The following is a 22,246-nucleotide window of genomic DNA, read 5'->3' as shown; positions in this document are numbered from 1 at the left end:
TGTGCTAGGCATGGCCGGTGGTACGCCGGCATGGCATCCTGACCCCCATTCCTGCGAGGAAACTTTCCCTCATGGCCAAGAGCCCAGCTTCACCCGCCTTGTCCGACGTGTTGCCGGTATTGCCGTTGCGCGATGTCGTGGTCTATCCACACATGGTCATACCGCTGTTTGTCGGACGGGATAAATCCATGCGTGCGCTGGAGCGGGCGATGGAAAGCGAGCGCCAAATTCTGCTCGTGGCGCAACAGGCGCCGGATACCGACGACCCGAAGGCTGCCGACCTGCATGCGGTGGGTACGCTTGCCAGCGTCCTGCAACTGCTCAAGCTGCCCGATGGCACGGTCAAGGTCCTGGTCGAGGGCCAGTCGCGGGTGACCCTGGAAAAGGTGCATGAAGCCGACGGCATGCTGATGGCCCAGTCGCGCGTCGTCGAGCCGGTTTACGCGGCCGAGGAGCGTGAGCTGGACGTGGTTTCGCGCACCCTGATTTCGCTGTTTGAGCAGTTGGTCAAGCAGAGCCGCAAATTGCCGCCGGAAGTGCTGGCGACCCTGGCCGGTATCGAGGATCCGTCGCGCGTGGCCGATTCGATCGCGGCACACCTGTCGGTGCGCATGGCCGACAAGCAGAAAGTGCTCGAGACTGCCGACGTGGGCAAGCGCCTCGAGCTGCTGATCGGCCTGGTCGACGGTGAGATGGATTTGCAGCAGGTGGAAAAGCGTATCCGCGGTCGGGTCAAGTCGCAGATGGAAAAGAGCCAGCGCGAGTACTACCTCAACGAGCAGCTGAAGGCGATCCAGAAAGAGCTGGGCGACGGCGAGGAAGCGCCGAACGAAGTCGAGGAGCTGCAGCGCAAGATTGATTCGGCAGGCATGCCCAAGGTGGTGCTGGCCAAGGCCCGCCAGGAGTTCACGAAGCTCAAGCAGATGGCGCCGATGTCGGCCGAGGCTACCGTGGTACGCAATTACCTGGATTGGCTGGTTGGCGTGCCGTGGAAGAAGCGCAGCAAGGTGCGCAAGGACCTGCGCGTGGCCCAGCAGGTACTGGACGCCGACCACTATGGCCTGGAAAAGGTCAAGGACCGCATCGTCGAGTACCTGGCCGTGCAGCAGCGGGTCAAGGTGATGAGGGGGCCGATCCTGTGCCTGGTCGGGCCACCTGGCGTCGGCAAGACTTCGCTGGGGCAGTCGATCGCGCGCGCCACCAACCGCAAGTTCGTGCGCATGAGCCTGGGCGGGGTGCGTGACGAGGCCGAGATTCGCGGCCACCGACGCACCTATATCGGCTCGATGCCGGGCCGCATCGTGCAAAACCTCAACCGGGTGGGCAGCCACAATCCGCTGTTCATGTTGGACGAGATCGACAAGATGTCGATGGACTTTCGCGGCGATCCCTCGTCGGCGCTGCTTGAAGTCCTGGATCCGGAGCAGAACCACGCGTTCAACGACCACTACCTGGAAGTGGACCTCGACTTGTCCGAGGTGATGTGGATCGCGACCGCAAACACCTTGAACATCCCCGGTCCCTTGCTCGACCGCATGGAGGTCATCCGCATCCCGGGGTACACCGAGGACGAGAAGCTCAGCATCGCCAAGAAATACCTGCTGCCCAAACAGCTCAAGGCCAACGGCCTGCGGCCGGACGAGGTGGCGATTGGCGAGGGCGCGCTGCGCAACATCGTGCGCTATTACACGCGCGAGTCGGGCGTGCGCAACCTCGAGCGCGAGATTTCCAAGATCTGCCGCAAGGTGGTCAAGGAGCTGACCCTTGGCGAAGTGCGCAAGGCGAAAGTGGGCAAGGGTGCCGCGAAGAAGGTAGCCAAGGTCAAGACCCCTGCCGTGGTCAAGGTCGACGCCGCCAAGCTGGAAAATTATCTCGGCGTGCGGCGTTTCGATTTCGGACGCAAGGAGCAGCAGAACGAGATTGGCCTGGTCACTGGACTGGCCTGGACCCAGGTGGGTGGCGAGCTGCTCAGCATCGAGTGCTCGGTGGTGTCTGGCAAGGGCCGGCTGCTGCACACAGGGCACCTGGGCGACGTCATGAAGGAATCGGTGCAGGCTGCGCTGTCGGTCGTGCGTGCACGGGTCGACCAACTGGGCATCGATCCGGAGTTCCACCAAAAGCTGGACGTGCACTTCCATGTTCCCGAGGGTGCCACGCCGAAGGACGGTCCGAGCGCAGGTGTGGCCATGTGCGTCGCGCTGGTGTCGGTGCTGACCAGGGTGCCGGTGCGCTCAGAGGTCGCCATGACTGGCGAGATCACGTTGCGCGGGCGCGTCCTGCCAATTGGTGGCCTCAAGGAAAAACTGCTTGCCGCGCATCGCGGCGGCATCACCACGGTGATCATTCCAGAAGGCAACAAGAAGGACCTGGCCGAGATGCCCGCCAACATCACTTCATCGATGGATATCCACCCCGTGCGCTGGATCGAGGAAGCCTTGGGTATTGCCCTGGAGCGGGCTTTGCAGCCTAATCCGCCGCACGGGAAGGATGTCGCCCCCGCCGTAGTCAACGAGGACGCAGTCGACCATTCGGTGACCCACTGACGCGGATTTTGCCGGCGCGGTCCGAGACAATCCGGACCGCGCCCGCAGATGCTTCGGCCATGCCGGCCGGAACAAACCGCGTAGTGGTTTCGGGTTCGCATTGCAAGCACTTTTTTCGTTTGCCATGATTGGCGCAAGCCTTGGCACAGCTTGTGTTGCGCATCGTAGTAACGCACTGGTATAAAGGTGCACCGCAGTCCCGGCGCGGATCGAAAGCGCAGCGACGCGGCGTCGCGTCAATCATCTGGCACGAGCCCATACTTCACCTTAGCAACGCCTCGTCGTGCGCGAGGCACTGGGTCGAAAATCAACAATGGAGTCTTTCAATGAATAAAACCGATCTGATCCAAGCCGTGGCCGAGGCAGCAGAGTTGACCAAGGCGGACGCGAGTCGCGCGCTTGAAGCCTTCTTCAACACGGTGCAGAAGTCCCTGAAGAAGGGAGATGATGTTTCGGTGGTGGGCTTTGGCACGTTCACCGTGCGCAAGCGCGCTGCCCGCGTCGGCCGCAATCCGCGCACCAACGAAGCCATCAAGATCAAGGCATCCAAGGTACCCGCGTTCAAGGCTGGCAAGACGCTGAAAGATGCCCTAAACTGAGCGGCTAATCGCCCATGTTTGGGTGCTTAGCTCAGAGGTAGAGCGTCGCCCTTACAAGGCGGTGGTCGTAGGTTCGATCCCTACAGCACCCACCAGTAGGAATATGGAGCGGTAGTTCAGCTGGTTAGAATGCTGGCCTGTCACGCCGGAGGTCGCGGGTTCGAGTCCCGTCCGCTCCGCCACAGTTCGCAAGGGCGCCCGTGTGGCGCCCTTGTTGTTTCCGCTCCGGTGAGCGGCACCGCAAAGCGCGAACGTCACCGGGGACAAGGCAAGAGAGAAGCCCATGCTCCAGGCAATGCGTAACAAGATGCACGGTTGGCCATCGATCATCCTGCTTGGGATCGCCGTGTTTGCGATGTCGTTTTTCGGCATGCAGGGTTACCTGACGACGCAGGACTCGACCTATGTTGCGAAGATCGGCAAGCAGGAGATCAGCCAGACTGATTTCCAGGATCGCATGAACCAACTGCGCCAGCAGGCCGCAGCCGAGCAGGGCGAGCAGTTTGATTCCAGCGTGCTGGAAAAACCCGAATTCAAGGAGCAGGTACTGGACGCGATGATCGACCAGCGCCTGCTGCTGGCTGCCACCAGTGACTGGGGCCTGCGTGTCACCGACAACGCCATTCGCCAATACATTGCCGCAATTCCCGAGTTCCAGTTGAACGGCAAGTTCGATCCCACGGCCTACAGCACGTTCCTGACCAGCCAGCGCAAGACTCCGGAAGCCTTTGAGAACGACGTGCGCAGCTCGCTCGCCGCGCAGCTTCTGCCGGAGGCGATCAAGAGCGGCGCCTTGATCACCAAGGACCAGGTCGACCAGTTCCTGGCCCTGGCCACGCAGCGTCGTGACTTGCGCTATATGGTGCTGCCCAAGCCGAAGTCGATCGACGAGACGGTGAGCGACGCCCAGGCTGAGGCGTACTACAAGGCCCATCTTGATGACTACATGAATCCCGAGCAGGTTTCGGTCAAGTACATCGAAGTCAACGGTGCCGACCTCAAACTGGACGAGACCCCCAGTGAGAGCGACCTGCGCAAGCGCTACGAGGATGAGAAGCAGCGCTTCGTGCAACCCGAGCAGCGGCTCGCCTCCCACATCCTGATCGACGTGCCGGCGAACGCCACGCCGGAGCAGCAAAAGGCTGCCTTGGAGAAGGCGGACAAGATTGCCGCGCAGGCCACGCCGGCGGATTTCGCCGCCTTGGCGCGGAAGGATTCGCAGGATGCCGGTTCGAGCCGCCAGGGCGGCGACCTGGGCTGGCTGGAGAAGGGCGTCACCACGCCGGCGTTCGACAAAACCTTGTTTGCCCTCCAGAAGGGCGAGATTTCAAAACCCGTGCTGTCCTCCGATGGCTACCACATCATCTGGTTGCGCGACGTCCGTGCCGGCGCCTCCAAGCCCTTTGCCGAGGTGCGCGACCAGTTGGCCAAGGAAGCCACCACGGCCGACCGCGACCGGAAGTACAACGAAGTGGCCGGCAAGATGACCGACGAGACCTACCAGAACCCGACCTCGCTGGATGCAGCGGCGGCGGCGCTGGACTTGCCTATCAAGAGTACCGACCTGTTCTCGCGCCAGGGCGGCTCCGGCATCGCCAGCAATCCCAAGCTGGTCGCAGCTGCGTTCAGTGACGACGTGATGGTGCAGGGAAACAATTCGGGCCTCATCAACCTGGGTGACGACCATTCGGCGGTGATCCATGTCGACAAGCACATCCCGGCTGCGGCGCGGCCGTTGACTGAGGTGCGCGTGGACGTGGACAAGCGGATTGTCGAAGAGCGTACGGTGGAGGCGAGCCGGAAGGCTGCCGACACCTTGCTGGCGCGGTTGCGCCAGGGCAACTCCATGCAGGACATCGCCACCGAAACAGGTGCGACCTTGCAGGTCACAACGGAAGCACAGCGCTCAATGCCCTCCGTGCCAGCGGCGTTGCTGACCCAGGCGTTCCTGATGCCACATCCGGTCGACGGCAAGCCGGTGTATACGGTAGTAGACATGCCTGACGGCAGCGCTGCGCTGCTCGCCTTGGACAAGGTGCAGCCCGGCGACGTGGCCGCAATTCCTGCCGAGCAGCACACGGCACTGCGCCAGCAGATGGCACAGGCCTACGCGGCCGAGGCTACCCACGAATTGATCGCGGTGTTGCGCTCCAAGGTCAAGATCAAATACAACAAGTCGCTGATGTAGGGCGGCCACGGCCGCTGGTTTTCGACCCCGTCAATTGCGGGCGCCAGCGGCAAGGGTAGCCTCGTGCGCCGCGTGGGCGCGGGCTGCGACGTAGTGCCCGACGTAGGCCGCCGGCAGGAGCAGGTCAACGTCGGTACTGCCGTCGATCACGCCATCCAGGAAGCCGGCATTGAAGCGCTTGAGCGTCGCGACCGGCATGCCGGCGTAGCGGGCCGCGGTCTCGAGTGCGAGTGTCCTCTCGACTGGGACCGCGGTGAGGTATTGGGCGCCGCGCAGGCCAGGCAGGATGACCCCGAAGCGTGCCGGCTCCCGCACCACGCAGGCGATGGCCAGCAACTGGCTCAGGTGCCTTTGCGTCACCGCGTGCCCTGGCCATGGAGGAATCGCCGTCTGGTTTGCCTGCGAGCCTTGCCGATCGACGAAGCGGGCGGTGGCAGATTCGCCGGCGTTGTACGCGTAGTTCACCATGCGCCAGTCGCCGAAACGCTGGTGATAACGACGCAGCAGCTGCATCACGGCGGTGGACGAAGCCTGCAGGTCCAGGCGCGCGTCGTAGCGCTCATTCATGCGCAAGCCCATGGCCGAGGCGGTTCCCGGCGTGATCTGCCAGGCACCGGTTGAGCCTTTGCGGTCGCCCGCTTCCGGCCGGTACCGGCTTTCCACCCATGGCAGCAGGGCGAACTCACCCGGTATCCCGTATTTGGCCGCGGTCTGCTGGATATAGGCAATCTTCGGCAAGGCCGTGCGCAGCCTGTTTTCGAAGCCACGGCGATTGCGCGTGTAGCGTCGGGCCCAACGCATGATCGACGGGTCGGCATGGCAGCCGTCCATGGCGAAGCTCTCGCGCAGTTCCTCCCACGGTTGGCCTGAGTCCACATGGGTGGACCAGGCATCGTCGATGCGGGCTTGGACCCGGTCAGGTGCGAAAGTTGCCGGCGGTGGCAGCGTGACACGGTGGGCGACGGCAACAGTCTTCGGCCGCGGCGTCGGCACGCTGGCGCAGGCCGCCAGCAACAGCAGCGGCGTGAGCCGCAGCGCGCGATGGAACGGCACCATCAGCCGAAGCCATCCTTGGCGGCGCGCAGGCGTGCAAAACGTTCATTCCGCCCATTGGTGGCAACATCCTGGCGTCGCTCCCACTCACGCACCCCCTCACTGTCCACGCGCAGAAACGGGTTGTTGCGCAATTCGTCGGCCAGCGTGGTGGGCAACGTGGGCAGCTGCCGTGCGCGCAGGCTGGCGACCCGCGCGCAGCGCTCGGCAAGGCTTTGGTTGCTGGGCTCGATCATGCGGGCAAAGCGTCCATTGGCTTGGGTGTATTCGTGGGCCGGGCAAATCCGTGTCGCGACAGGCAGCGCGGCAATGCGATCGAGCGAGTCGAGCATTTGCGCCGGCGTGCCTTCGAACAGGCGACCACAGCCGAGGCTGAACAAGGTGTCCCCGCACAATAACAGGCCTTCGCCAAAAAAAGCCACATGGGAGAGCGTATGGCCAGGCACGGCCATGACCGTGAAGCGCAGGCGGGGCGCCTCGAGCGCAATCACGTCGCCTTCGCCTATGACATGCGTGGTGCCGTGGATACGTGGATCATCGGGTGCAAACACGGTCACTGGCGATGCGGCCAACAGCTGCGCGACGCCGCCGATATGGTCGTGGTGGTGATGGGTCAGCAGGATCGCCTGCAGCTGCAATTGGCGTACTTCGAGTTCGCGCTGCACGACTTCCCCGTCGCCCGGGTCGACCACCACGGCATTGCCCGCTTGGTCATGCAGCAGCCAGATATAGTTGTCTGCCAGCGCGGGCAGGGGAACGATGTTCATGGCGTCTCCTGCAGGTGGTGCCACCAGCCGTACGTGTCGGCGCCTGGCGCCTGCGTATCGACATCAACCGGAGGGAGCCGTTCCTTCTCCGGCTGCTGCCCGTTCATCCTGGGCATTGTGCCTGATGCGGGACATGACACAGGGAGGGGCATGCCGATTGAACGGCACAATGGGTACACTGCGCCGAGCAGCGGATTACGGATTGCCAGGCATGCGCGAGGCTCGTGACAGCGGCATTTACACCGGCACGGCATTGAACGCCCTGCAGGCGGCGCAATCGCGGGCCGTGCTGCCGGCATTGCAGCGCTGTGCCGGGAGCCATGGCCTGCTGGTCTCGGCCGGGAACGGGCAACTGCCGCCGGCGTTGCCCTTGCTCTCGCACTGGACACAACTGCGGGTCAGCGGCCGACGCTATGCCGGGGACATCACGGCTGCAACCGACGAGCCATTGGCCTTCGTCGATGATGCTTTCGACCTGGTCTGGCTGGGCCATGTGCTGGACGTGGTCGGTGACTTCTCGGCCGTGTTGCGCGAAGCCGTGCGTGTGCTCGCCGCCGGCGGCACCTTGGTGATCACTGGCATCCACCCCATCAGTGGCTGGGCACCGTGGTACTACTGGCGGGAGCGAGGTGCGGGGCATGGTTTGCACACCCCATCGCGGCTTGCCCGGGAGCTACATCGCTCGGGGTTGCGGGTGACTGGCGTACAGCGCGTGGGCAGCACCTGGCCCCGGCGTGGCGCGCCGATGCCGATGCCGCCTTATCCGATCGGCGGGGGCTATGTGCTGGTGGCCCAGAAGCAGCGCAGCCTGGTGATGCCGCTGCGCTTGCGCACGGAGTCCCTGCATCTGCCGGCCAGCGGACGCTTGTCGCCCAGCGCCCAACGCAAACTCACCGCATGAAGGCGAGCAGCCCCGCTGGCACGCCGCCGCAAATTCGGCCATGCTTGCGCAATGAGTGAAATCGAAGCATTTACCGACGGTGCCTGCCTCGGCAATCCGGGACCGGGCGGCTGGGCGGCCTTGCTGCGCGCGCGAGGCCGCGAGCGCCTGCTGACCGGCGGCGCCGCCGCCACTACCAACAACCGCATGGAATTGATGGCGGCAATCAGCGCGTTGGAGGCTCTCACCCGCCCGTGCAGCGTGACCCTGACCACCGATTCCCAATACGTCATGCAAGGCATCGAGCAGTGGGTGTCGCGCTGGCAGGCTCGCGGCTGGCGTACCGCGGACAACAAGCCGGTGAAGAATCAGGATCTGTGGGAGCGCCTGGTCGCGGCTGCTGCGGCACACACTGTGCGTTGGCAATGGGTGCGAGGCCATTGTGGCCACGCGGAAAATGAGCGCGTCGATCAAGCCGCGCGCGCCCAGGCCGAGCAATGGCGGGATGCGGCATGAGACAGGTGGTGCTGGACACGGAGACGACGGGCCTCGAGGTAAGCCAGGGCCACCGGTTGATCGAGATAGCCTGCGTCGAGCTCGAGGAGCGCCGGGTCACCGGGCGCGAATACCACACCTATCTCAACCCGGACCGCGCGATCGACGAGGGCGCACGTGCGGTGACTGGCATCGCCGATGAGTTTTTGCTCGACAAGCCGCATTTTGGCGAGGTCGTGGACCAGTTCCTGACCTTCGTTGGGAACGCCGAGCTGATCATCCACAACGCCGCGTTCGACGTCGGCTTTCTCGACGCCGAGCTTGCCTTGTTGCCCGTGTCCCGCGGCCACATCGCTGACCACTGCCGTGTGCTCGATACGCTGGCCATGGCGCGCGAACAGTATCCTGGGCAGCGCAACAGTCTGGACGCGCTATGCCGCCGCTTCGGCATCGACAACTCCGGGCGTGGCCTGCATGGCGGCCTGATCGACGCCCAACTGCTGGCTGAGGTGTACCTGGCGATGACCTCGGGCCAGACCGCCTTCAACCTGGCCTTCGAGCCGCCGCAGGCTGGGCGCAAGGCAGCGTCTGGCGGCACCCGCGTGCTGGCCAGGCGACCCTTGCTCCGGCGTGCCACGGCAGCCGAACTGGATCTGCACGAAGCGCGGCTCGAGGCCATGGACAAGGCGCGAGGGACACCCAGCGTTTGGCGGTTGGCGGATGAGCCTGCGGAAGCGGAGGCTCAGCTCACACGCACCAGCACGGCGGTGACGTTGTCCTGACCGCCCGCGTCCAGCGCGCCCAGCAGCAATTGGTCTACGCATTCCTGGGGCGCGAGGGCGGCGCAGCTGATGACGCGCGCAATGGCTGCATCCAGCACCCCGTCGGTCAGGCCATCGGTACACAACAAGAAACCCATGCCGCGGACCAGCTCGCCTTGGGCAACGCCAATGCGCAGGCGATCGCCGGGCGTGATCCCCAGCGCCTGGGTCAGGACACCGCGCCGCGCATACTTCGCAACCGAGGTAGGGCCCGACGCCCTGCCAATGACGGGCAGCGCCTGCGGCGCCGAGTCGTCGTGACTGATCTGGCGCAGTGAGCCTTGCCAGCCGTAGATGCGGCTGTCGCCCACCCATGCCGCGTGGTAGCTCCCGGCCGACAGCTGCAGGGCGGCGATGGTCGAGCCCATGGGCAGGTCGTCGTCGACACGCCTGGGGTAGCCCAGCAGCCGTTCGGCGGCTGCTTGCACCGCTTCGCCCAAGCTGCGGCCCTGTGTCGCCAGGTCGACCATGGTGTCGCGCACCAGCGCCGCCGCCACCTCGCCGTGGCGATGGCCACCCATGCCATCGGCCACCAGGAACAAACCTAGTGTCGCATCGGCGTAGTAGGTGTCTTCGTTGCGCACGCGGCGCAGGCCGACGTGGGTGCCGTGTCCGAATTCAAGCATGGTGAGAGGGTAGGGCGGAAGGATAGAGCATGGCGGATGTTGGGGGTGGGGGCAAAAGCAGGGCACTGGGTAGTTGCGGTAGGGATGGCTCGCATGCTCCTGATGCTGGCCCCTCGCTGCGCTCGGGGCCAGCCTGCGGCTGTCCGCATGCGTTCCCGGCGCATGCGTCGAACCCGGTGGGTTCGTCCACGTCACTCTCTCCGCCAGAAACGCAAACGCCCCCGGTTGGGGGCGGTTGCGTTTCTGGCGGAGAGGGTGGGATTCGAACCCACGGTAGGCTTGCACCTACGCCTGATTTCGAGTCAGGTACATTCGACCACTCTGCCACCTCTCCGTAACCGTGGCCCTGCCGTGCCGAGCCGGCAAGTCTACGCGGCGCGCCATGACGAGACAAGCCTGAACGGCCTCGTGCCGGCGCGGCGGGTGCCGGTCATGCCGCTTTCTTCCGCGCCAGGCGCAGCCAAGTGTCGACCACGGTATCGGGGTTCAGCGACAGCGATTCAATGCCCTGCTCCATGAGCCATTCGGCCAGATCCGGGTGATCACTTGGACCCTGGCCGCAGATGCCGATGTACTTGTGCTTGGCCCGCGCGGCCTGGATCGCCATGGCGAGGAGCTTCTTGACCGCGGGGTTGCGCTCGTCAAATGCGCCGGCCACGATGCCCGAATCGCGGTCCAGGCCCAAGGTGAGCTGGGTGAGGTCGTTGGAGCCGATCGAGAACCCGTCGAACAGCTCGAGGAATTCATCGGCGAGCAGGGCGTTGGACGGGATCTCGCACATCATGATGACCTGCAGCCCGTGCTCGCCGCGCCTCAGTCCGTTCTTCTCCAGCGTGGCGAGCACCTTGCGTCCTTCCTCCACGGTGCGCACGAACGGAATCATCACCTTGACGTTGTCCAGGCCCATGGTTTCGCGCACGTGCTTGACGGCGCGGCACTCCAGCGCAAAGGCATCGGCAAATGACGGGTCCACATAGCGGCTGGCGCCACGGAAGCCAAGCATGGGGTTCTCCTCGTGCGGCTCATAGCGTGCGCCGCCAAGCAGATTGGCATATTCGTTGGACTTGAAATCGGACAGGCGGACGATGACCGGCTTGGGATAGACCGAGGCGGCAATGGTGGCGATGCCCTCGGCCAGCCGATCCACATAGAAACTTACTGGGTCCTTGTAGCCGGCGATGCGCTCGTCGATCTTCGCCTGCAGCTCGGCGTCCTGGGACTCGTATTGCAGCAGCGCATTGGGATGCACGCCGATGTGGCTGGCAATGATCATTTCCAGCCGCGCCAAGCCGATACCAGCATTGGGCAACATGCCGAAATCGAAGGCGCGATCCGGATTGCCCACGTTCATCATGATCTTCAGCGGCGCCTCGGGCATCGCGCCCAGGTCGGCCGTGATGCGCTCGAACTTCAGGATGCCATCGTAGATGGTCCCGGTATCGCCTTCGGCGCAGGACACGGTGACTTCCGCGCCGTCGGGGATGGTGCTCATGCCGTCGCCGGTGCCAACCACCGCTGGCACGCCCAGCTCGCGGGCAATGATTGCCGCGTGGCAGGTGCGGCCACCGCGGTTGGTCACGATGGCTGAGGCGCGCTTCATGACCGGCTCCCAGTCGGGATCAGTCATGTCGGCCACCAGCACATCGCCTGGCTGCACCTTGTTCATTTCCTTCAGCGAGCGGACGACACGCGCCTTGCCAGCGCCGATCTTCTGCCCGATGGACCGGCCCTGTGCCAACACCTTGCCCTTGGCGCCGAGCTGGAAACGCTCGAGCTGGGCGGCGCGGTCGCGGGACTTCACCGTCTCCGGGCGTGCCTGCACAATGTAGAGCTTGCCGGTGCGCCCATCCTTGGCCCATTCGATGTCCATTGGCCGGCCATAATGTTTTTCGATCACCAGTGCCTGCCGGGCCAGACTTTCCACTTCGGCGTCAGTCAGGCAGAAGCGATGGCGCAGGTCGGGCGGCGTGGGTTCGGTCTGGACCCGCTCGCCAGCCGCGCTCGAATACACCATGCGCAACTCCTTGGTGCCGAGGTTGCGCCGCAGGACCGCTGGTTTGCCGGCCTGAAGGGTAGGCTTGAACACGTAAAACTCATCCGGGTTGACAGCACCTTGCACGACCATCTCGCCCAGGCCATAGCTGCCGGTGACGAAGACCACGTCGCGGAAGCCGGACTCGGTGTCCAGGGTGAACAAGACCCCGGCAGCGCCGAGATCCGAGCGCACCATGAGCTGCACCCCGGCGGAGAGGAACACATCCTCGTGCTTGTAACCCTGGTGCACGCGATAGGCGATGGCGCGGTCGTTGTACAGCGAGGCAAATACTTCCTTGACCTTGAGCAGCACATCATCGATGCCGACCACGTTGAGGAAGGTTTCCTGTTGCCCGGCAAAGGAAGCATCCGGCAAATCCTCTGCCGTCGCCGACGAACGCACGGCAACGGCAATGTCCGTGCTGCCGGCATCGGCGCACAATTTGGCATAGGCCTCGCGTATGGCGGATTCGAGAGCCGGCGCCAAGGGCGTGTCGATGATCCAGTGGCGGATCTCGCTACCTGCAGTCCTCAGCCGGTCGACGTCGTCAACCTCCAGCGTTGCCAGGCGCTGCCGGATGCGCACGGCCAGGCCACTCTGCTCGAGGTATTGCTGGAAGGCGCCGGCCGTTGTGGCAAACCCTCCCGGCACCATGACGCCGAGGTTGGCCAGATTGCCGATCATTTCGCCCAGTGAAGCGTTCTTGCCGCCGACCCGACCCAGGTCGGACATGCGCAACTGATCGAGCCAAAGCACCAGATCGTTCAAGGGGATCTCCTGCAGGACCTTGCCAAAGAGGATGTGGCGCGCGCGCCGGGCAGCGGACCGCCGGATGGCGGGCGTGTTCGACTGTGCCGGCAGGCGCCACGGCCAGCGCCTATTGTCCGCTGTACCCGGCGCAGGGCACAAGGCGCGTCCGATCCGCATCCCGCCCAGCGCATGCGGCAGCACGACAATATTCGGGCATTGCACTATCGTGCACTGCAGCTCCGCAATTCGAGGTGAACGTCCCGCATGCGCCGCACTGTCTTCTATATTTCCGATTCGACCGGCATCACTGCGGAAACGATCGGCAACAGCATCCTCGCGCAGTTTGAGGGCGTGCAATTCGATACGCACCGCCTGCCGTTCACCGACAATCCGGCAAAGGCGGAAGCCGCCGCGCTGCGCATCAAGACCCGCTATGCGCAGACGGGCCAGCGTCCAATTGTGGTCAACACCCTGGCCGATCCCAGCTTGTGCGACGTTGTGGCGCAAAGTGGCGCCTTGATGATCGACGTCTTCGCACCGTTCATGGGTCGGCTGGAGGCCGAGCTGGGCACGCGCCGCTCCGGGGCGGTCAACCGCTCGCATGGCGTGGTCGACTATGCGAAATACGAAGCGCGCATCAACGCCACCAATTACGCGTTGTCGCACGATGACGGCATGGACCTGGACTACAGCGATGCCGATCTCGTCCTGGTCGGCGTCTCGCGCTCGGGGAAAACCCCCACCTGCCTGTATATGGCCTTGCATTACGGGGTCAGCGCCGCCAACTATCCGCTCACCGAGGAGGATCTGGACAAACTCGAACTGCCGGTGGGCTTGCGCCCCTACCGCGATCGCCTGTACGGCTTGATGATCGAACCCGAGCGCCTGGCCCAGATTCGCGAGCAGCGCCGTGCCGGCAGCCGCTATGCGACGCTCGAACAATGCCGCTGGGAACTACAGCAGGCCGATCGACTGTTGCGCAAGGCCGGCATTCCCAGCTTGAATACCACCCATGTCTCGATCGAGGAGATCGCCAGCAAGATCTTCGACCGGTTCGGCATCGAACGCACGATGTTCTAGGTGCGGGTTCGCACGCCGGCACCGCAGCTATACGGAGAATTGAAGTACCGATGAACGTGGTTGTCGCGAGTCCGTTGATGTCATCGCCGGGGCGCTTCGGCTTCCTCATGGGGCTCTACGCGGAAAATCACGAGCGCCTCGCCCGGCTGTTCGATCCGCAACGCCTGCCGGTCGGCGACTATGTGTCTTGCGCGGGCGATGGCCTGGATGTCCATTTGCGCATCCAGGAACGTCATCCGTATACGCTGGAGCTGGAATTGACCTACGGTTTCGTCGACGCCCACACCGGCCGGCGTGCGCCCTCCGCGCAGTTGCGGGTATACACGGACGCACGCCAGGCAGAGGTGCTGCATTGCCATCCTGGCCGCCATCTGTGGCAGGTATTGGGGCCGTTCCCGCCGGCGCGCAGCGTCTTGCAATACCGGCTGCGCATGAACAGTTTCCTGTCGCGCTGGCTCGAATACCTGCGTGAGCAGGGACACGGCACCGATACGCTTGCCGGGGCGGATGGCTTGCGCAGGTTGCGGCGGCGTTGAACGCCCCGGCGCCTGCTGGCGCCGGCTTGGCGTGGCGTCCCCACGGGGATTCGAACCCCGGTCGCCACCGTGAAAGGGTGGTGTCCTAGGCCTCTAGACGATGGGGACGGGTAATTGGTGGAGCCAGGCGGGATCGAACCGCCGACCTCCTGCATGCCATGCAGGCGCTCTCCCAGCTGAGCTATGGCCCCGCCGCCGGGAACGGCGAAGAATAGGGGTCTGGGCACAGGTGCGTCAAGTCTTTTTCTCTGCCGGCCGCCCATCCAGGCACGAGCGGCTCATGGCGTGGAGCGGGCGCGCTGGATCAAGCAAGCTATGCTTCGTTTAAGCTAAAAGGCCGTGTCCAAGCGGGAAAGCCGCCGTCAAGCGCGACGTGACCCTTGCGTATCGGTGCATGCTGCAGCCGACGCCGCGGCACGCCCGGTGCCCGCGGCCATATGGCAAGGACATGCGCCGTAGCCAATCGAACGGTGCCTGGGACTAGGCAAAAGTGGCATGAACGAAATCAGTTTCATCCGCGATCTGGCCATCGTCATGATCGTCGCCGGCGCCACCACGGTCGTGTTCCAGCGGCTGCGGCAACCGGTGTTGCTCGGCTATATCCTGGCCGGCGTACTCATCGGTCCGCACATGCCGACCATGCTGGTGGCCGACCCGCGCACGATCGAGGACATCTCCGACCTGGGTGTGGTGCTGCTGTTGTTCACCCTCGGCCTCGAGTTCAGCGTGCGCAAGTTGCGCGAAGTCGGCGTGGGGATGCTGGTGGTGGCGATGGCCGAAGTCACGGCGATGATGTGGCTGGGCATGAGCGTCGGCCGCATGTTTGGTTGGGACGGCATGGATGCGCTGTTCATCGGCGCGATCGTCTCGCTGTCCTCCACCATGGTTGCTACCCGCATGCTGGCCGAGCGCAACCAGCAACATCAGCGTTTCGCCTACCTCGTGGTCGGCCTGCTGGTGGCCGAGGACATCCTCGCTGTGGTGATCCTGACCTTGCTGACGGCGGTGGCCATCAGCGGAGCGGTGAAGCCGGGCGAGGCGCTGACCTTGGTCGGGCACCTTGGCCTGTTCATCCTGGTCGGGTTGATCCTGGGCTTGCTGCTGCTGCCCCGGCTGGTGGATTACGTGGCCGGATTCGGACGCGACGAGACCCTGCTCATCTGCGTGCTGGGCATTTGCTTCGGCGCGAGCCTGTTTGCCGCATGGATGGGTTTCAGCGTCGCACTGGGCGCCTTCCTGGCCGGTGCCGTGGTCGCCTCGTCGCATTGTGTCGGCCGCGTGCTGCACCTGGTCGAGCCGCTGCGGGACATGTTTGCCGCCTTGTTCTTCGTCGCCATCGGGCTGCAGATCGACCCACACCTGCTGTGGCAGTACGCGCTGCCGGCCGCGCTGGTGGCGCTGGTGGTGATCGTGGGCAAGACCACGATCTGCAGCCTGGGCGTCTATCTGGTGGGGCACGATACGCGCACCGCGCTGCGCTCCGGCCTGAGCATGGCGCAGATTGGCGAGTTTTCCTTTGTGATTGCCGCCCTGGGTGTATCGCTGCACGCCACCAGCGATTTCGTGTATCCGATTGCCGTGGCGGTATCGGTCATTTGCATGTTCGGCTCGCCGTATCTGGTGCGTTCGTCCGGGGCTTTGATCGGAGTCTTGCGCCGGGTGGTGCCGCAACCGGTAAGGATGCTGGCCGCCAATTACACCGGCTGGCTGCAAAATCTGCGGCCCGTCAGTGACAACGCGGCCATTGCCGCCATGTTCCGCCGCCTGTTGTGGCACATCTCGGTCAACGTCTTGCTGGTGGTGACCTTGTTCATGCTCGGCGCCTACGTCAACCGGCACAACTGGACGTGGTTTTCCATGCTTGGCATCAATCGGCAGTGGCGGCACACCCTGATCTGGGCCGGTGCGATGTTCCTGTCCCTGCCCATGCTGATAGCCGTCTACCGCAAGGCCGAGGCGCTCGGCATGCTGCTGGCCGAACTGGGCATCCGCGAACGCTTTGCTGGCGCCTACACGCGCCCGATCCGCCAGGTCCTGGCCCACTTCATCCCCCTGGCAGCCTTGTTGGCACTGGCCATGCTGGTGGGTGCGCTGGGGGCGACCATCCTGCCCCCGCGCGGGGTGGTGCTGTCGCTGCTGGTGGTCGGGGTGGTCTTTGCCATCGTGCTGTGGCGCACCCTGGTCCACGTCCACGCGCGTCTGCAGGCGGCGCTGCGGGAGACTCTGGCGGGCCTTCCCGAGACCAGCGGAACCACCACCGGCAAGCCCGATTGAGATGTGGGTAGGGGCGAGGGAACCTATACCGACCTTGACGGTCACATCCCCGCACCGTTGCTAAGTCGACGCCGGCAACGCACAATGCGTGGCCATGCCCATTACGGGCCGGCCGCAGTGCCGGGAATAATCCACACACGAGGAAGTTTCAGATGAGACATTTTTTGCGTCCCACGTTGCAGGCGGCAGCTCTGGCCGTGGCGTTGGGCATGACCGCAAGCGTTTGCGCCCAGACCACGGCGGCCAGTGGGACGGCCACGGTCGACAAGGCCAAGGTCAGCTACGTCGTCGGCTACCAGATGGCCTCGCAGATCCAGCCGATCATGCGTGAGGAGCTCGATCCCACCATCGTTGCCAATGCGGTCAAGGCGGCGCTGTCCGGGCAGAAGCCGACCATGAGCGACGATGAGGCCAAGCGGGTCATGGAACCGTTCATGGCCAAGATGCAGACCAAGTACAAGGCTGAAGTGGCCAAGCTGGCGGCCAAGAACAAGGCCGAGGGGGACGCATTCCTGGCCAAGAACAAGACCCAGCCGGGCGTGAAGACCACGGCTTCGGGCTTGCAGTACCAAGTCATCAAGGCGGGTACCGGCGCGCGTCCGGGTCCGAACGACACCGTGGAAATCGATTACACGGGCTCCTTCGTCGATGGCCAGGTGTTCGACGCCTCGTCGAAGCACAACCCGCCGGGCCCGGCTTCGATTCCCATTGCCAATGTGATCCCCGGTTTTCGCGAGGGCTTGCAGCTCATGCAGGTAGGTGGCCACTACAAGCTGTTCATCCCGGCGTCGCTGGCGTATGGCGCCGAGCCGCAGCCGCCGATGCCACCAAACGCAACCTTGATCTTCGATGTCCAGCTGATCAAGACCGGGCCGACGCCGGCTGGTGGCGCAGGCAACACCGGCAAGTAAGCGCGAGCAACATCTGCAGTGATGGCGAAGGGCGCGGCGCGAGTCGCGCCCTTCGTGTTTTGCAGCGTGCGTCTTTGGCGACTTGGCGGTGGGTTTGCGTCATGTGTGTCGCATGCGAGACCGTGGCGGGTAACGGATGAGGTCCTTGATCCGAGCTCGCTTGCAGTGGTCCACTAGGATGTATGGGCAGGTCAAGGAAGCGCTGGAGAGATGATGAAGGTCAGTATTTTTGGTGTCGGTTACGTCGGGCTGGTAACCGGCGCATGCCTGGCCGAGATGGGCAACCACGTGCTGTGCGCGGACGTCGACCAGCACAAGCTGGAACGGCTCGCACGGGGTGAAATGCCGATCTACGAGCCCGGACTGGAGTCCATCGTGCTGCGCAACCAGGCGGTCGGCCGGCTCGAGTTCACTGGCGAGGCGCAAGCTGCCGTACACCACGGCGAGGTGATCTTTATCGCCGTCGGTACCCCGCCGGACGAGGACGGCAGCGCCGACCTGGGTTATGTGCTCGCTGTGGCCAAGACCATCGGCCAGCATCTGCAGCAGCCGGCCGTGGTGGTCAACAAGTCCACGGTGCCGGTGGGGACCGCGGACCGGGTGCATGCGGCGATTGCTGCCGAGTTGAGTGCCCGCGGCTTGGCCATGGCGGTCGACGTGGTATCCAATCCCGAGTTCCTCAAGGAAGGCGCCGCCGTGGACGATTGCCTCCGCCCCGACCGCATCATCGTCGGCTCCTCCAGCGAGCGCGCGGTTGCGGTGTTGCGCCGGTTGTACGCGCCGTTCAACCGCAACCATGAACGCCTCGTCGTGATGGATGAACGTTCCGCCGAACTGACCAAGTACGCCGCCAATGCAATGCTGGCGACCAAGATCAGTTTCATGAACGAAATGGCGAACATCGCCGAACACGTCGGTGCCGACGTGGAACTGGTTCGCCGTGGAATTGGTGCCGATCCGCGCATCGGCTACGACTTCATTTACCCGGGCGCGGGCTATGGGGGCTCGTGTTTCCCCAAGGACGTCAAGGCGCTGGAATACACGGCACGCAGCCATGGCTATGCCGCGCAGCTGCTGCAAGCAGTGGAGGCAGTGAACCTGCGGCAGAAGGACCGCCTGTTCGAGCTCATTGCGCAGCACTTCAGGGGCGAGCTGCGCGGACGCACGATTGCCTTGTGGGGCCTGGCATTCAAGCCGAACACGGATGACATGCGCGAGGCACCCAGTCGGCGGTTGATGGAGGCGTTGTGGGCTGCGGGCGCGAAGGTGCGGGCATTTGACCCGCAGGCGTCGGGCGAAGCAAGGCGTATTTATGGCGAGCGAGATGACTTGGTGTTGTGCACGAACGCCGAAGATGCCCTGCACGGCGCCGATGCGCTAGCCGTGATCACCGAGTGGAAAGCGTTTCGCAGTCCGGATTTCGCCCGGGTGAGGGCGCTGTTGCAGGAGCCGGTGGTGTTCGACGGTCGCAACCTGTATGCGCCGGCCCTGGTGGAGCAGGCCGGCCTGGCCTATTACGGGATCGGTCGCGGCCGCAGTCTGCGGAGCCAGGCATGAACGATGTGCTCGAACAACGCCTGACCGAGCTCGAGATCAAGGTGACGTTCATGGACGAGACGGTGCGCGCCCTGGCCGACGCCGATGCCGACCAGTCGCAGCGTATCGTGGCGCTGGAAGGCTTGTTGCGCGCCGCGCGCACCGAATTGGCGGCCTTGCGCCAGTCACAGGCGGACGATCCACATCTCGAACCGCCGCCGCCACATTACTGATTCCAAGTCGTTGCCCATCTTTGCAGTCGGGATCTGGCATGGTTGATTCATTGCGTGACCAGCTATTGAAGAGCGGGCTCGTCAAGCCGGGCTTCCGCGAGCGTGTGTCGAAGCCACCGTCGACGCCCAAGCCGGCGGCCCCTGGCGTCCAGCGGGTACGCAGATCCCCTGCGCCGCAAGCGGCCGCGGGCAAGAACGAAATCGGGTTGGCCAAGGCCTATGCGCTGCGTTCGGCGGAGCAGGCGCGCGAGCGCCAGCAGCGCGAACAGGTCGCGGCTGAGGAGACGAGGCTGCGCCGCGAGCGCAAGGCGCGCATGCAGGCGTTGTTGGCAGGCAGCGCACTCAACAAGCCCGACGCGGAGCATCCTCGGCATTTCGAGTATGCCGGGAAGATCCGGCGCATCTACGTCGACGCCGAGCAATTGCGTGCCCTCAACCAAGGCGAGCTTGGCATCGTCCAGCAGGGCGGCCGCTACCTGTTGGTAACCGGCGCCATCGCACGACAGGTCCAGATCCTCGACGCGCGTCACCTGGCCTTGCTGGTCGACCCCGAGGCACCGACATCGGACGATGGGGTGCCCGATGACCTGACTTGGTGAGGTCGCGTTGATTCACGCGGGCAGGTCGCGGCCAGGCGTGGACAGCGCCGGGTCGTCCCAGCCGGGTTTTGGCTTGAAGCGCTCGCCGTACAGCTGCTCCAGGCGCTCCAACCGTTGCCGGGCCTGTGCCACGCCCATACTGCGCAGGTAGCTGATGGGGCCGCCGCGGAACGGGGCGAAACCAGTACCGAAGATCACCCCGGCATCGAGCAGGTCGGCGTCTGCCACGACCCCTTCGGCCAGGCAAGCCACGGCCTCGTTGAGCAGCGGCAGGATCAGCCGCTCCTGCAGATCCGGGGGCGCCACGTAGTCCTTGGGCACGGCCGGCTTCTGCGCCTTGCCCTCGGTCCAGGTGTACAGACCCTGGCCATCCTTCTTGCCGCGCTTGCCCGCTTCGAATGTCGTGCCCAGCCGGGGCGGCAGCGTCAGGCCAAGGAAGGGCGCCAGTTCACGCCCTACGGAGGCGCACACATCCAGCCCGATGGTGTCGGCCAATTCAATGGGCCCCATCGGCATGCCGAAGGCTTCGGCGGCGCGGTCGATGACGCTGCCTGGCACGCCCTCCATGTGCAATTGCAGCGCCTCGAGCAGATAGGGCATGAGGATGCGGTTGACCAGGAAGCCGGGGCTGCCCTTGACCACCACCGGCAGCTTGCCGAGCGCCACGCACAACCCCAGTGCGCGCGACTGCACTCGGCCATCGAGCCGGTCATGGCGCACCACTTCGACCAGCGGCATGCGCGCCACCGGGTTGAAGAAGTGCAGCCCCAGGAAATTCTGCGGTCGCTGCAAGCCCGTGCGCAGTTCATCCAGCGGTATGCTCGAGGTGTTGCTGGCGAGGATGCCGTCCGCGTGCAATTGTGGTTCGAGCAGTGCGTAGAGTTCGCGTTTCGTACTGTCGTCTTCGTAGATGGCCTCAATGGCCAGGTCGGCGTCCCGCGCGCCGGCGCCATCGGGGTCGGCGTGCAGCCGCTGCATCGCCGCTTCCACCAGGGCCGGGGCCTTCAGCGTCCTCTCATAAGTCTGGCGTGCGCGCTCCAGCGCCGGCTGGATGTACTGCATGTCCCGATCGTTCAAGGTGACTTCGAAGCCCCGTGCCGCGCACCAGGCGGCAATGTCACCACCCATCACGCCCGCGCCGACGACGTGGACGTGGGCAATGCCCGGGTCGGTCCCTTTGCCTTGGGTCTTCAGTCGCTCGCGCAGGAAAAACACCCGGATCAGGTTGTGCGCCGTCGGGGTTTCGGCAAGGCGGGCCACCGAGCGGGCTTCGAGTTCCAGCCGCCGGGTGACCTGGCTGCTACCGTCCTGCCACACATCGATCAGCGCAAACGGTGCCGGATAGTGCTCCTTGCGTACCTTGGCCGCGGTCTTGCGGCGTACCACCGGCCCCAGGACCTGGCGGGCCAGCCACGTGTTGCCAAGCCAGGTCCGGGCGCGGGTCGCAATGGGTCGCCGCCGTGGTTGGGCCAGCAGTTGCCGGGCCGCGTCGGACAAGCGGTCGGCAGGGGCGAGCCGGTCGACCAGGCCGATCGCCAGGGCTTGTTGCGCCGACAGCGTCTTGCCGGTCAGCAGCAGGGTCAGCGCGGCCTGGGCCCCGATCAACCGCGGCAAGCGCGCCGTGCCGCCCCAGCCGGGATGGATGCCAAGATTCACTTCCGGCAGGGCGATCCGCGTGGCCGGGTCGTCTGCCGCCACGCGCTGGTGGCAGGCCAACGCCAACTCCGTGCCGCCGCCCAGGCAGGCGCCGTGGATGGCGGCGACGGTCGGGCAAACAAGGTTGGCCAGGGACTGGTACACCCGCTGGCCGTAGCGCACGTGGTCCAACACGCTGCCGTCCCGCGCGTAACTGGCGAATTCCTTGATGTCCGCACCGACCGCAAAGCCTGAGGCCTTTGCCGAACGGAAGATCACCCCAGCTGGTTCCTCGATTGCCAAGCGCTCGACGATCTGCGCCAGCTCTTCGAGCACGGCGTGCGAGATGGCATTGACGCCGTGGTCGGCGCGATCCATGGCCACGGTGACGATGCGGCCCTCGTCCACCTCACACTTCCAGTGATTGAAACGCAATCCTTCAAACATGGCAGGCGCACGTCTTGAAAGGGGGAGCCCGAACGATACCGTCCCGTTGCGGCGATTGCGAGACGGAGCTTGCGGGCCTGATGGCTAATGCAGTCATTGGTGGTGAGGTGTCACAATCTTCCGCCCGCGGGCTGGTCAAGCGGCTGCCGCCAGGGCCCGTCGGCAAGCCGGCTGCCGGTCCAACTTGCGCTAGCGTGCACGGAGCCCCATGACGGTACTTCGCGATATGGAATGGGTA

General features: G+C 64.7%; 18 protein-coding genes and 5 tRNA genes. 15 read left to right on the top strand and 8 right to left on the bottom strand.

The window, feature by feature from the left end; translation table 11 throughout:
• The first annotated feature begins 71 nt into the window (after positions 1-71).
• The 5 genes from lon (at position 72) to AC3WJB_RS11915 (ending at position 5,330) form a co-directional block, all read left to right on the top strand.
• Positions 72-2,543 carry an endopeptidase La gene (gene lon / locus AC3WJB_RS11935; RefSeq protein ID WP_492681791.1) on the top strand — a complete coding sequence of 824 codons (2,472 nt, stop codon included), beginning with the start codon at positions 72-74 and terminating at the stop codon, positions 2,541-2,543.
• A gap of 326 nt (positions 2,544-2,869) precedes the next feature.
• On the top strand, positions 2,870-3,142 hold the full coding sequence (locus AC3WJB_RS11930; protein ID WP_492683194.1) for an HU family DNA-binding protein: 273 nt from the start codon (positions 2,870-2,872) through the stop codon (positions 3,140-3,142).
• Positions 3,143-3,162: 20 nt separating this feature from the next.
• Positions 3,163-3,237: transfer RNA gene (locus AC3WJB_RS11925), tRNA-Val, on the top strand.
• Positions 3,238-3,247: 10 nt separating this feature from the next.
• Positions 3,248-3,324 (top strand) — tRNA-Asp (locus AC3WJB_RS11920).
• A 101-nt stretch (positions 3,325-3,425) separates the two neighbouring features.
• Positions 3,426-5,330 carry a SurA N-terminal domain-containing protein gene (locus tag AC3WJB_RS11915; protein ID WP_492681789.1) on the top strand — a complete coding sequence of 635 codons (1,905 nt, stop codon included), beginning with the start codon at positions 3,426-3,428 and terminating at the stop codon, positions 5,328-5,330.
• A gap of 30 nt (positions 5,331-5,360) precedes the next feature.
• Here the strand turns inward: AC3WJB_RS11915 and AC3WJB_RS11910 are convergent, their stop codons facing one another.
• Both AC3WJB_RS11910 and gloB read right to left on the bottom strand, forming a co-directional pair.
• Positions 5,361-6,386, bottom strand: a complete 1,026-nt coding sequence (locus AC3WJB_RS11910; protein WP_492681787.1) for a lytic transglycosylase domain-containing protein — start codon at positions 6,384-6,386, stop codon at positions 5,361-5,363.
• Complete coding sequence (gene gloB / locus AC3WJB_RS11905; protein WP_492681785.1) at positions 6,386-7,150, bottom strand: hydroxyacylglutathione hydrolase; 765 nt, start codon at positions 7,148-7,150, stop codon at positions 6,386-6,388. Before gloB ends, AC3WJB_RS11910 begins: the two co-directional genes overlap by 1 nt.
• Positions 7,151-7,361: 211 nt before the next feature.
• Between gloB and AC3WJB_RS11900 the strand changes: the two genes are divergently transcribed.
• Genes AC3WJB_RS11900 through dnaQ form a run of 3 tightly spaced genes read left to right on the top strand, consistent with a single transcriptional unit; the run spans position 7,362 to position 9,307 of the window.
• Complete coding sequence (locus AC3WJB_RS11900) at positions 7,362-8,051, top strand: class I SAM-dependent methyltransferase (RefSeq protein ID WP_492681783.1); 690 nt, start codon at positions 7,362-7,364, stop codon at positions 8,049-8,051.
• A gap of 51 nt (positions 8,052-8,102) precedes the next feature.
• Positions 8,103-8,546 carry a ribonuclease HI gene (rnhA, locus tag AC3WJB_RS11895; protein WP_492681781.1) on the top strand — a complete coding sequence of 148 codons (444 nt, stop codon included), beginning with the start codon at positions 8,103-8,105 and terminating at the stop codon, positions 8,544-8,546.
• Positions 8,543-9,307 carry a DNA polymerase III subunit epsilon gene (gene dnaQ / locus AC3WJB_RS11890; protein ID WP_492681779.1) on the top strand — a complete coding sequence of 255 codons (765 nt, stop codon included), beginning with the start codon at positions 8,543-8,545 and terminating at the stop codon, positions 9,305-9,307. Before rnhA ends, dnaQ begins: the two co-directional genes overlap by 4 nt.
• Here the strand turns inward: dnaQ and AC3WJB_RS11885 are convergent.
• The 3 genes from AC3WJB_RS11885 to ppsA form a co-directional block, all read right to left on the bottom strand.
• Positions 9,268-9,972, bottom strand: coding sequence for a PP2C family protein-serine/threonine phosphatase (locus tag AC3WJB_RS11885; protein ID WP_492681777.1), 705 nt, complete (start codon positions 9,970-9,972; stop codon positions 9,268-9,270). The genes dnaQ and AC3WJB_RS11885 overlap by 40 nt on opposite strands.
• Before the next feature lie 244 nt (positions 9,973-10,216).
• Positions 10,217-10,306, bottom strand: a tRNA-Ser gene (locus tag AC3WJB_RS11880).
• Between the two features lie 96 nt (positions 10,307-10,402).
• Entirely contained in the window at positions 10,403-12,775 is a 2,373-nt protein-coding gene (ppsA, locus tag AC3WJB_RS11875; RefSeq protein ID WP_492681775.1) for a phosphoenolpyruvate synthase, read from the bottom strand.
• Between the two features lie 246 nt (positions 12,776-13,021).
• Between ppsA and ppsR the strand changes: the two genes are divergently transcribed.
• Both ppsR and AC3WJB_RS11865 read left to right on the top strand, forming a co-directional pair.
• On the top strand, positions 13,022-13,837 hold the full coding sequence (gene ppsR / locus AC3WJB_RS11870) for a posphoenolpyruvate synthetase regulatory kinase/phosphorylase PpsR (RefSeq protein WP_492681773.1): 816 nt from the start codon (positions 13,022-13,024) through the stop codon (positions 13,835-13,837).
• A gap of 50 nt (positions 13,838-13,887) precedes the next feature.
• A complete protein-coding gene (locus AC3WJB_RS11865; RefSeq protein ID WP_492681771.1) occupies positions 13,888-14,373 on the top strand; it encodes a DUF1249 domain-containing protein in 486 nt (161 codons plus the stop codon).
• Positions 14,374-14,405: 32 nt separating this feature from the next.
• Here AC3WJB_RS11865 and AC3WJB_RS11860 read toward each other — a convergent pair.
• A tRNA-Glu gene (locus tag AC3WJB_RS11860) sits at positions 14,406-14,481 on the bottom strand.
• 7 nt (positions 14,482-14,488) lie between these two features.
• A tRNA-Ala gene (locus AC3WJB_RS11855) sits at positions 14,489-14,564 on the bottom strand.
• Positions 14,565-14,868: 304 nt separating this feature from the next.
• On the opposite strand from AC3WJB_RS11855, the gene AC3WJB_RS11850 reads away from it, so the two are divergent.
• From AC3WJB_RS11850 to AC3WJB_RS11830, 5 genes are all read left to right on the top strand, one after another.
• Positions 14,869-16,647 (top strand): cation:proton antiporter, encoded by a 1,779-nt coding sequence (locus AC3WJB_RS11850; RefSeq protein ID WP_492681769.1) that lies wholly within the window; start codon positions 14,869-14,871, stop codon positions 16,645-16,647.
• Positions 16,648-16,799: 152 nt separating this feature from the next.
• The gene (locus AC3WJB_RS11845; RefSeq protein ID WP_492681767.1) at positions 16,800-17,558 is read left to right on the top strand and encodes an FKBP-type peptidyl-prolyl cis-trans isomerase; all 759 of its coding nucleotides are present in this window, start codon (positions 16,800-16,802) and stop codon (positions 17,556-17,558) included.
• A gap of 213 nt (positions 17,559-17,771) precedes the next feature.
• Complete coding sequence (locus AC3WJB_RS11840; protein WP_492681765.1) at positions 17,772-19,115, top strand: UDP-glucose dehydrogenase family protein; 1,344 nt, start codon at positions 17,772-17,774, stop codon at positions 19,113-19,115.
• Entirely contained in the window at positions 19,112-19,327 is a 216-nt protein-coding gene (locus AC3WJB_RS11835; protein WP_492681763.1) for a SlyX family protein, read from the top strand. Before AC3WJB_RS11840 ends, AC3WJB_RS11835 begins: the two co-directional genes overlap by 4 nt.
• Positions 19,328-19,365: 38 nt before the next feature.
• Positions 19,366-19,926: a DUF2058 family protein gene (locus AC3WJB_RS11830; protein WP_492681761.1), complete on the top strand. Its 561-nt coding sequence runs from the start codon at positions 19,366-19,368 to the stop codon at positions 19,924-19,926.
• A 12-nt stretch (positions 19,927-19,938) separates the two neighbouring features.
• Here the strand turns inward: AC3WJB_RS11830 and AC3WJB_RS11825 are convergent, their stop codons facing one another.
• A complete protein-coding gene (locus AC3WJB_RS11825; RefSeq protein WP_492681759.1) occupies positions 19,939-22,008 on the bottom strand; it encodes a 3-hydroxyacyl-CoA dehydrogenase NAD-binding domain-containing protein in 2,070 nt (689 codons plus the stop codon).
• Positions 22,009-22,246 lie beyond the last annotated feature (238 nt).

Source organism: Rhodanobacter sp. FW510-R10, assembly GCF_058781105.1.
Note: the sequence above shows the minus strand (reverse complement) of the source record. Positions and strands in the feature narration are given on the sequence as shown.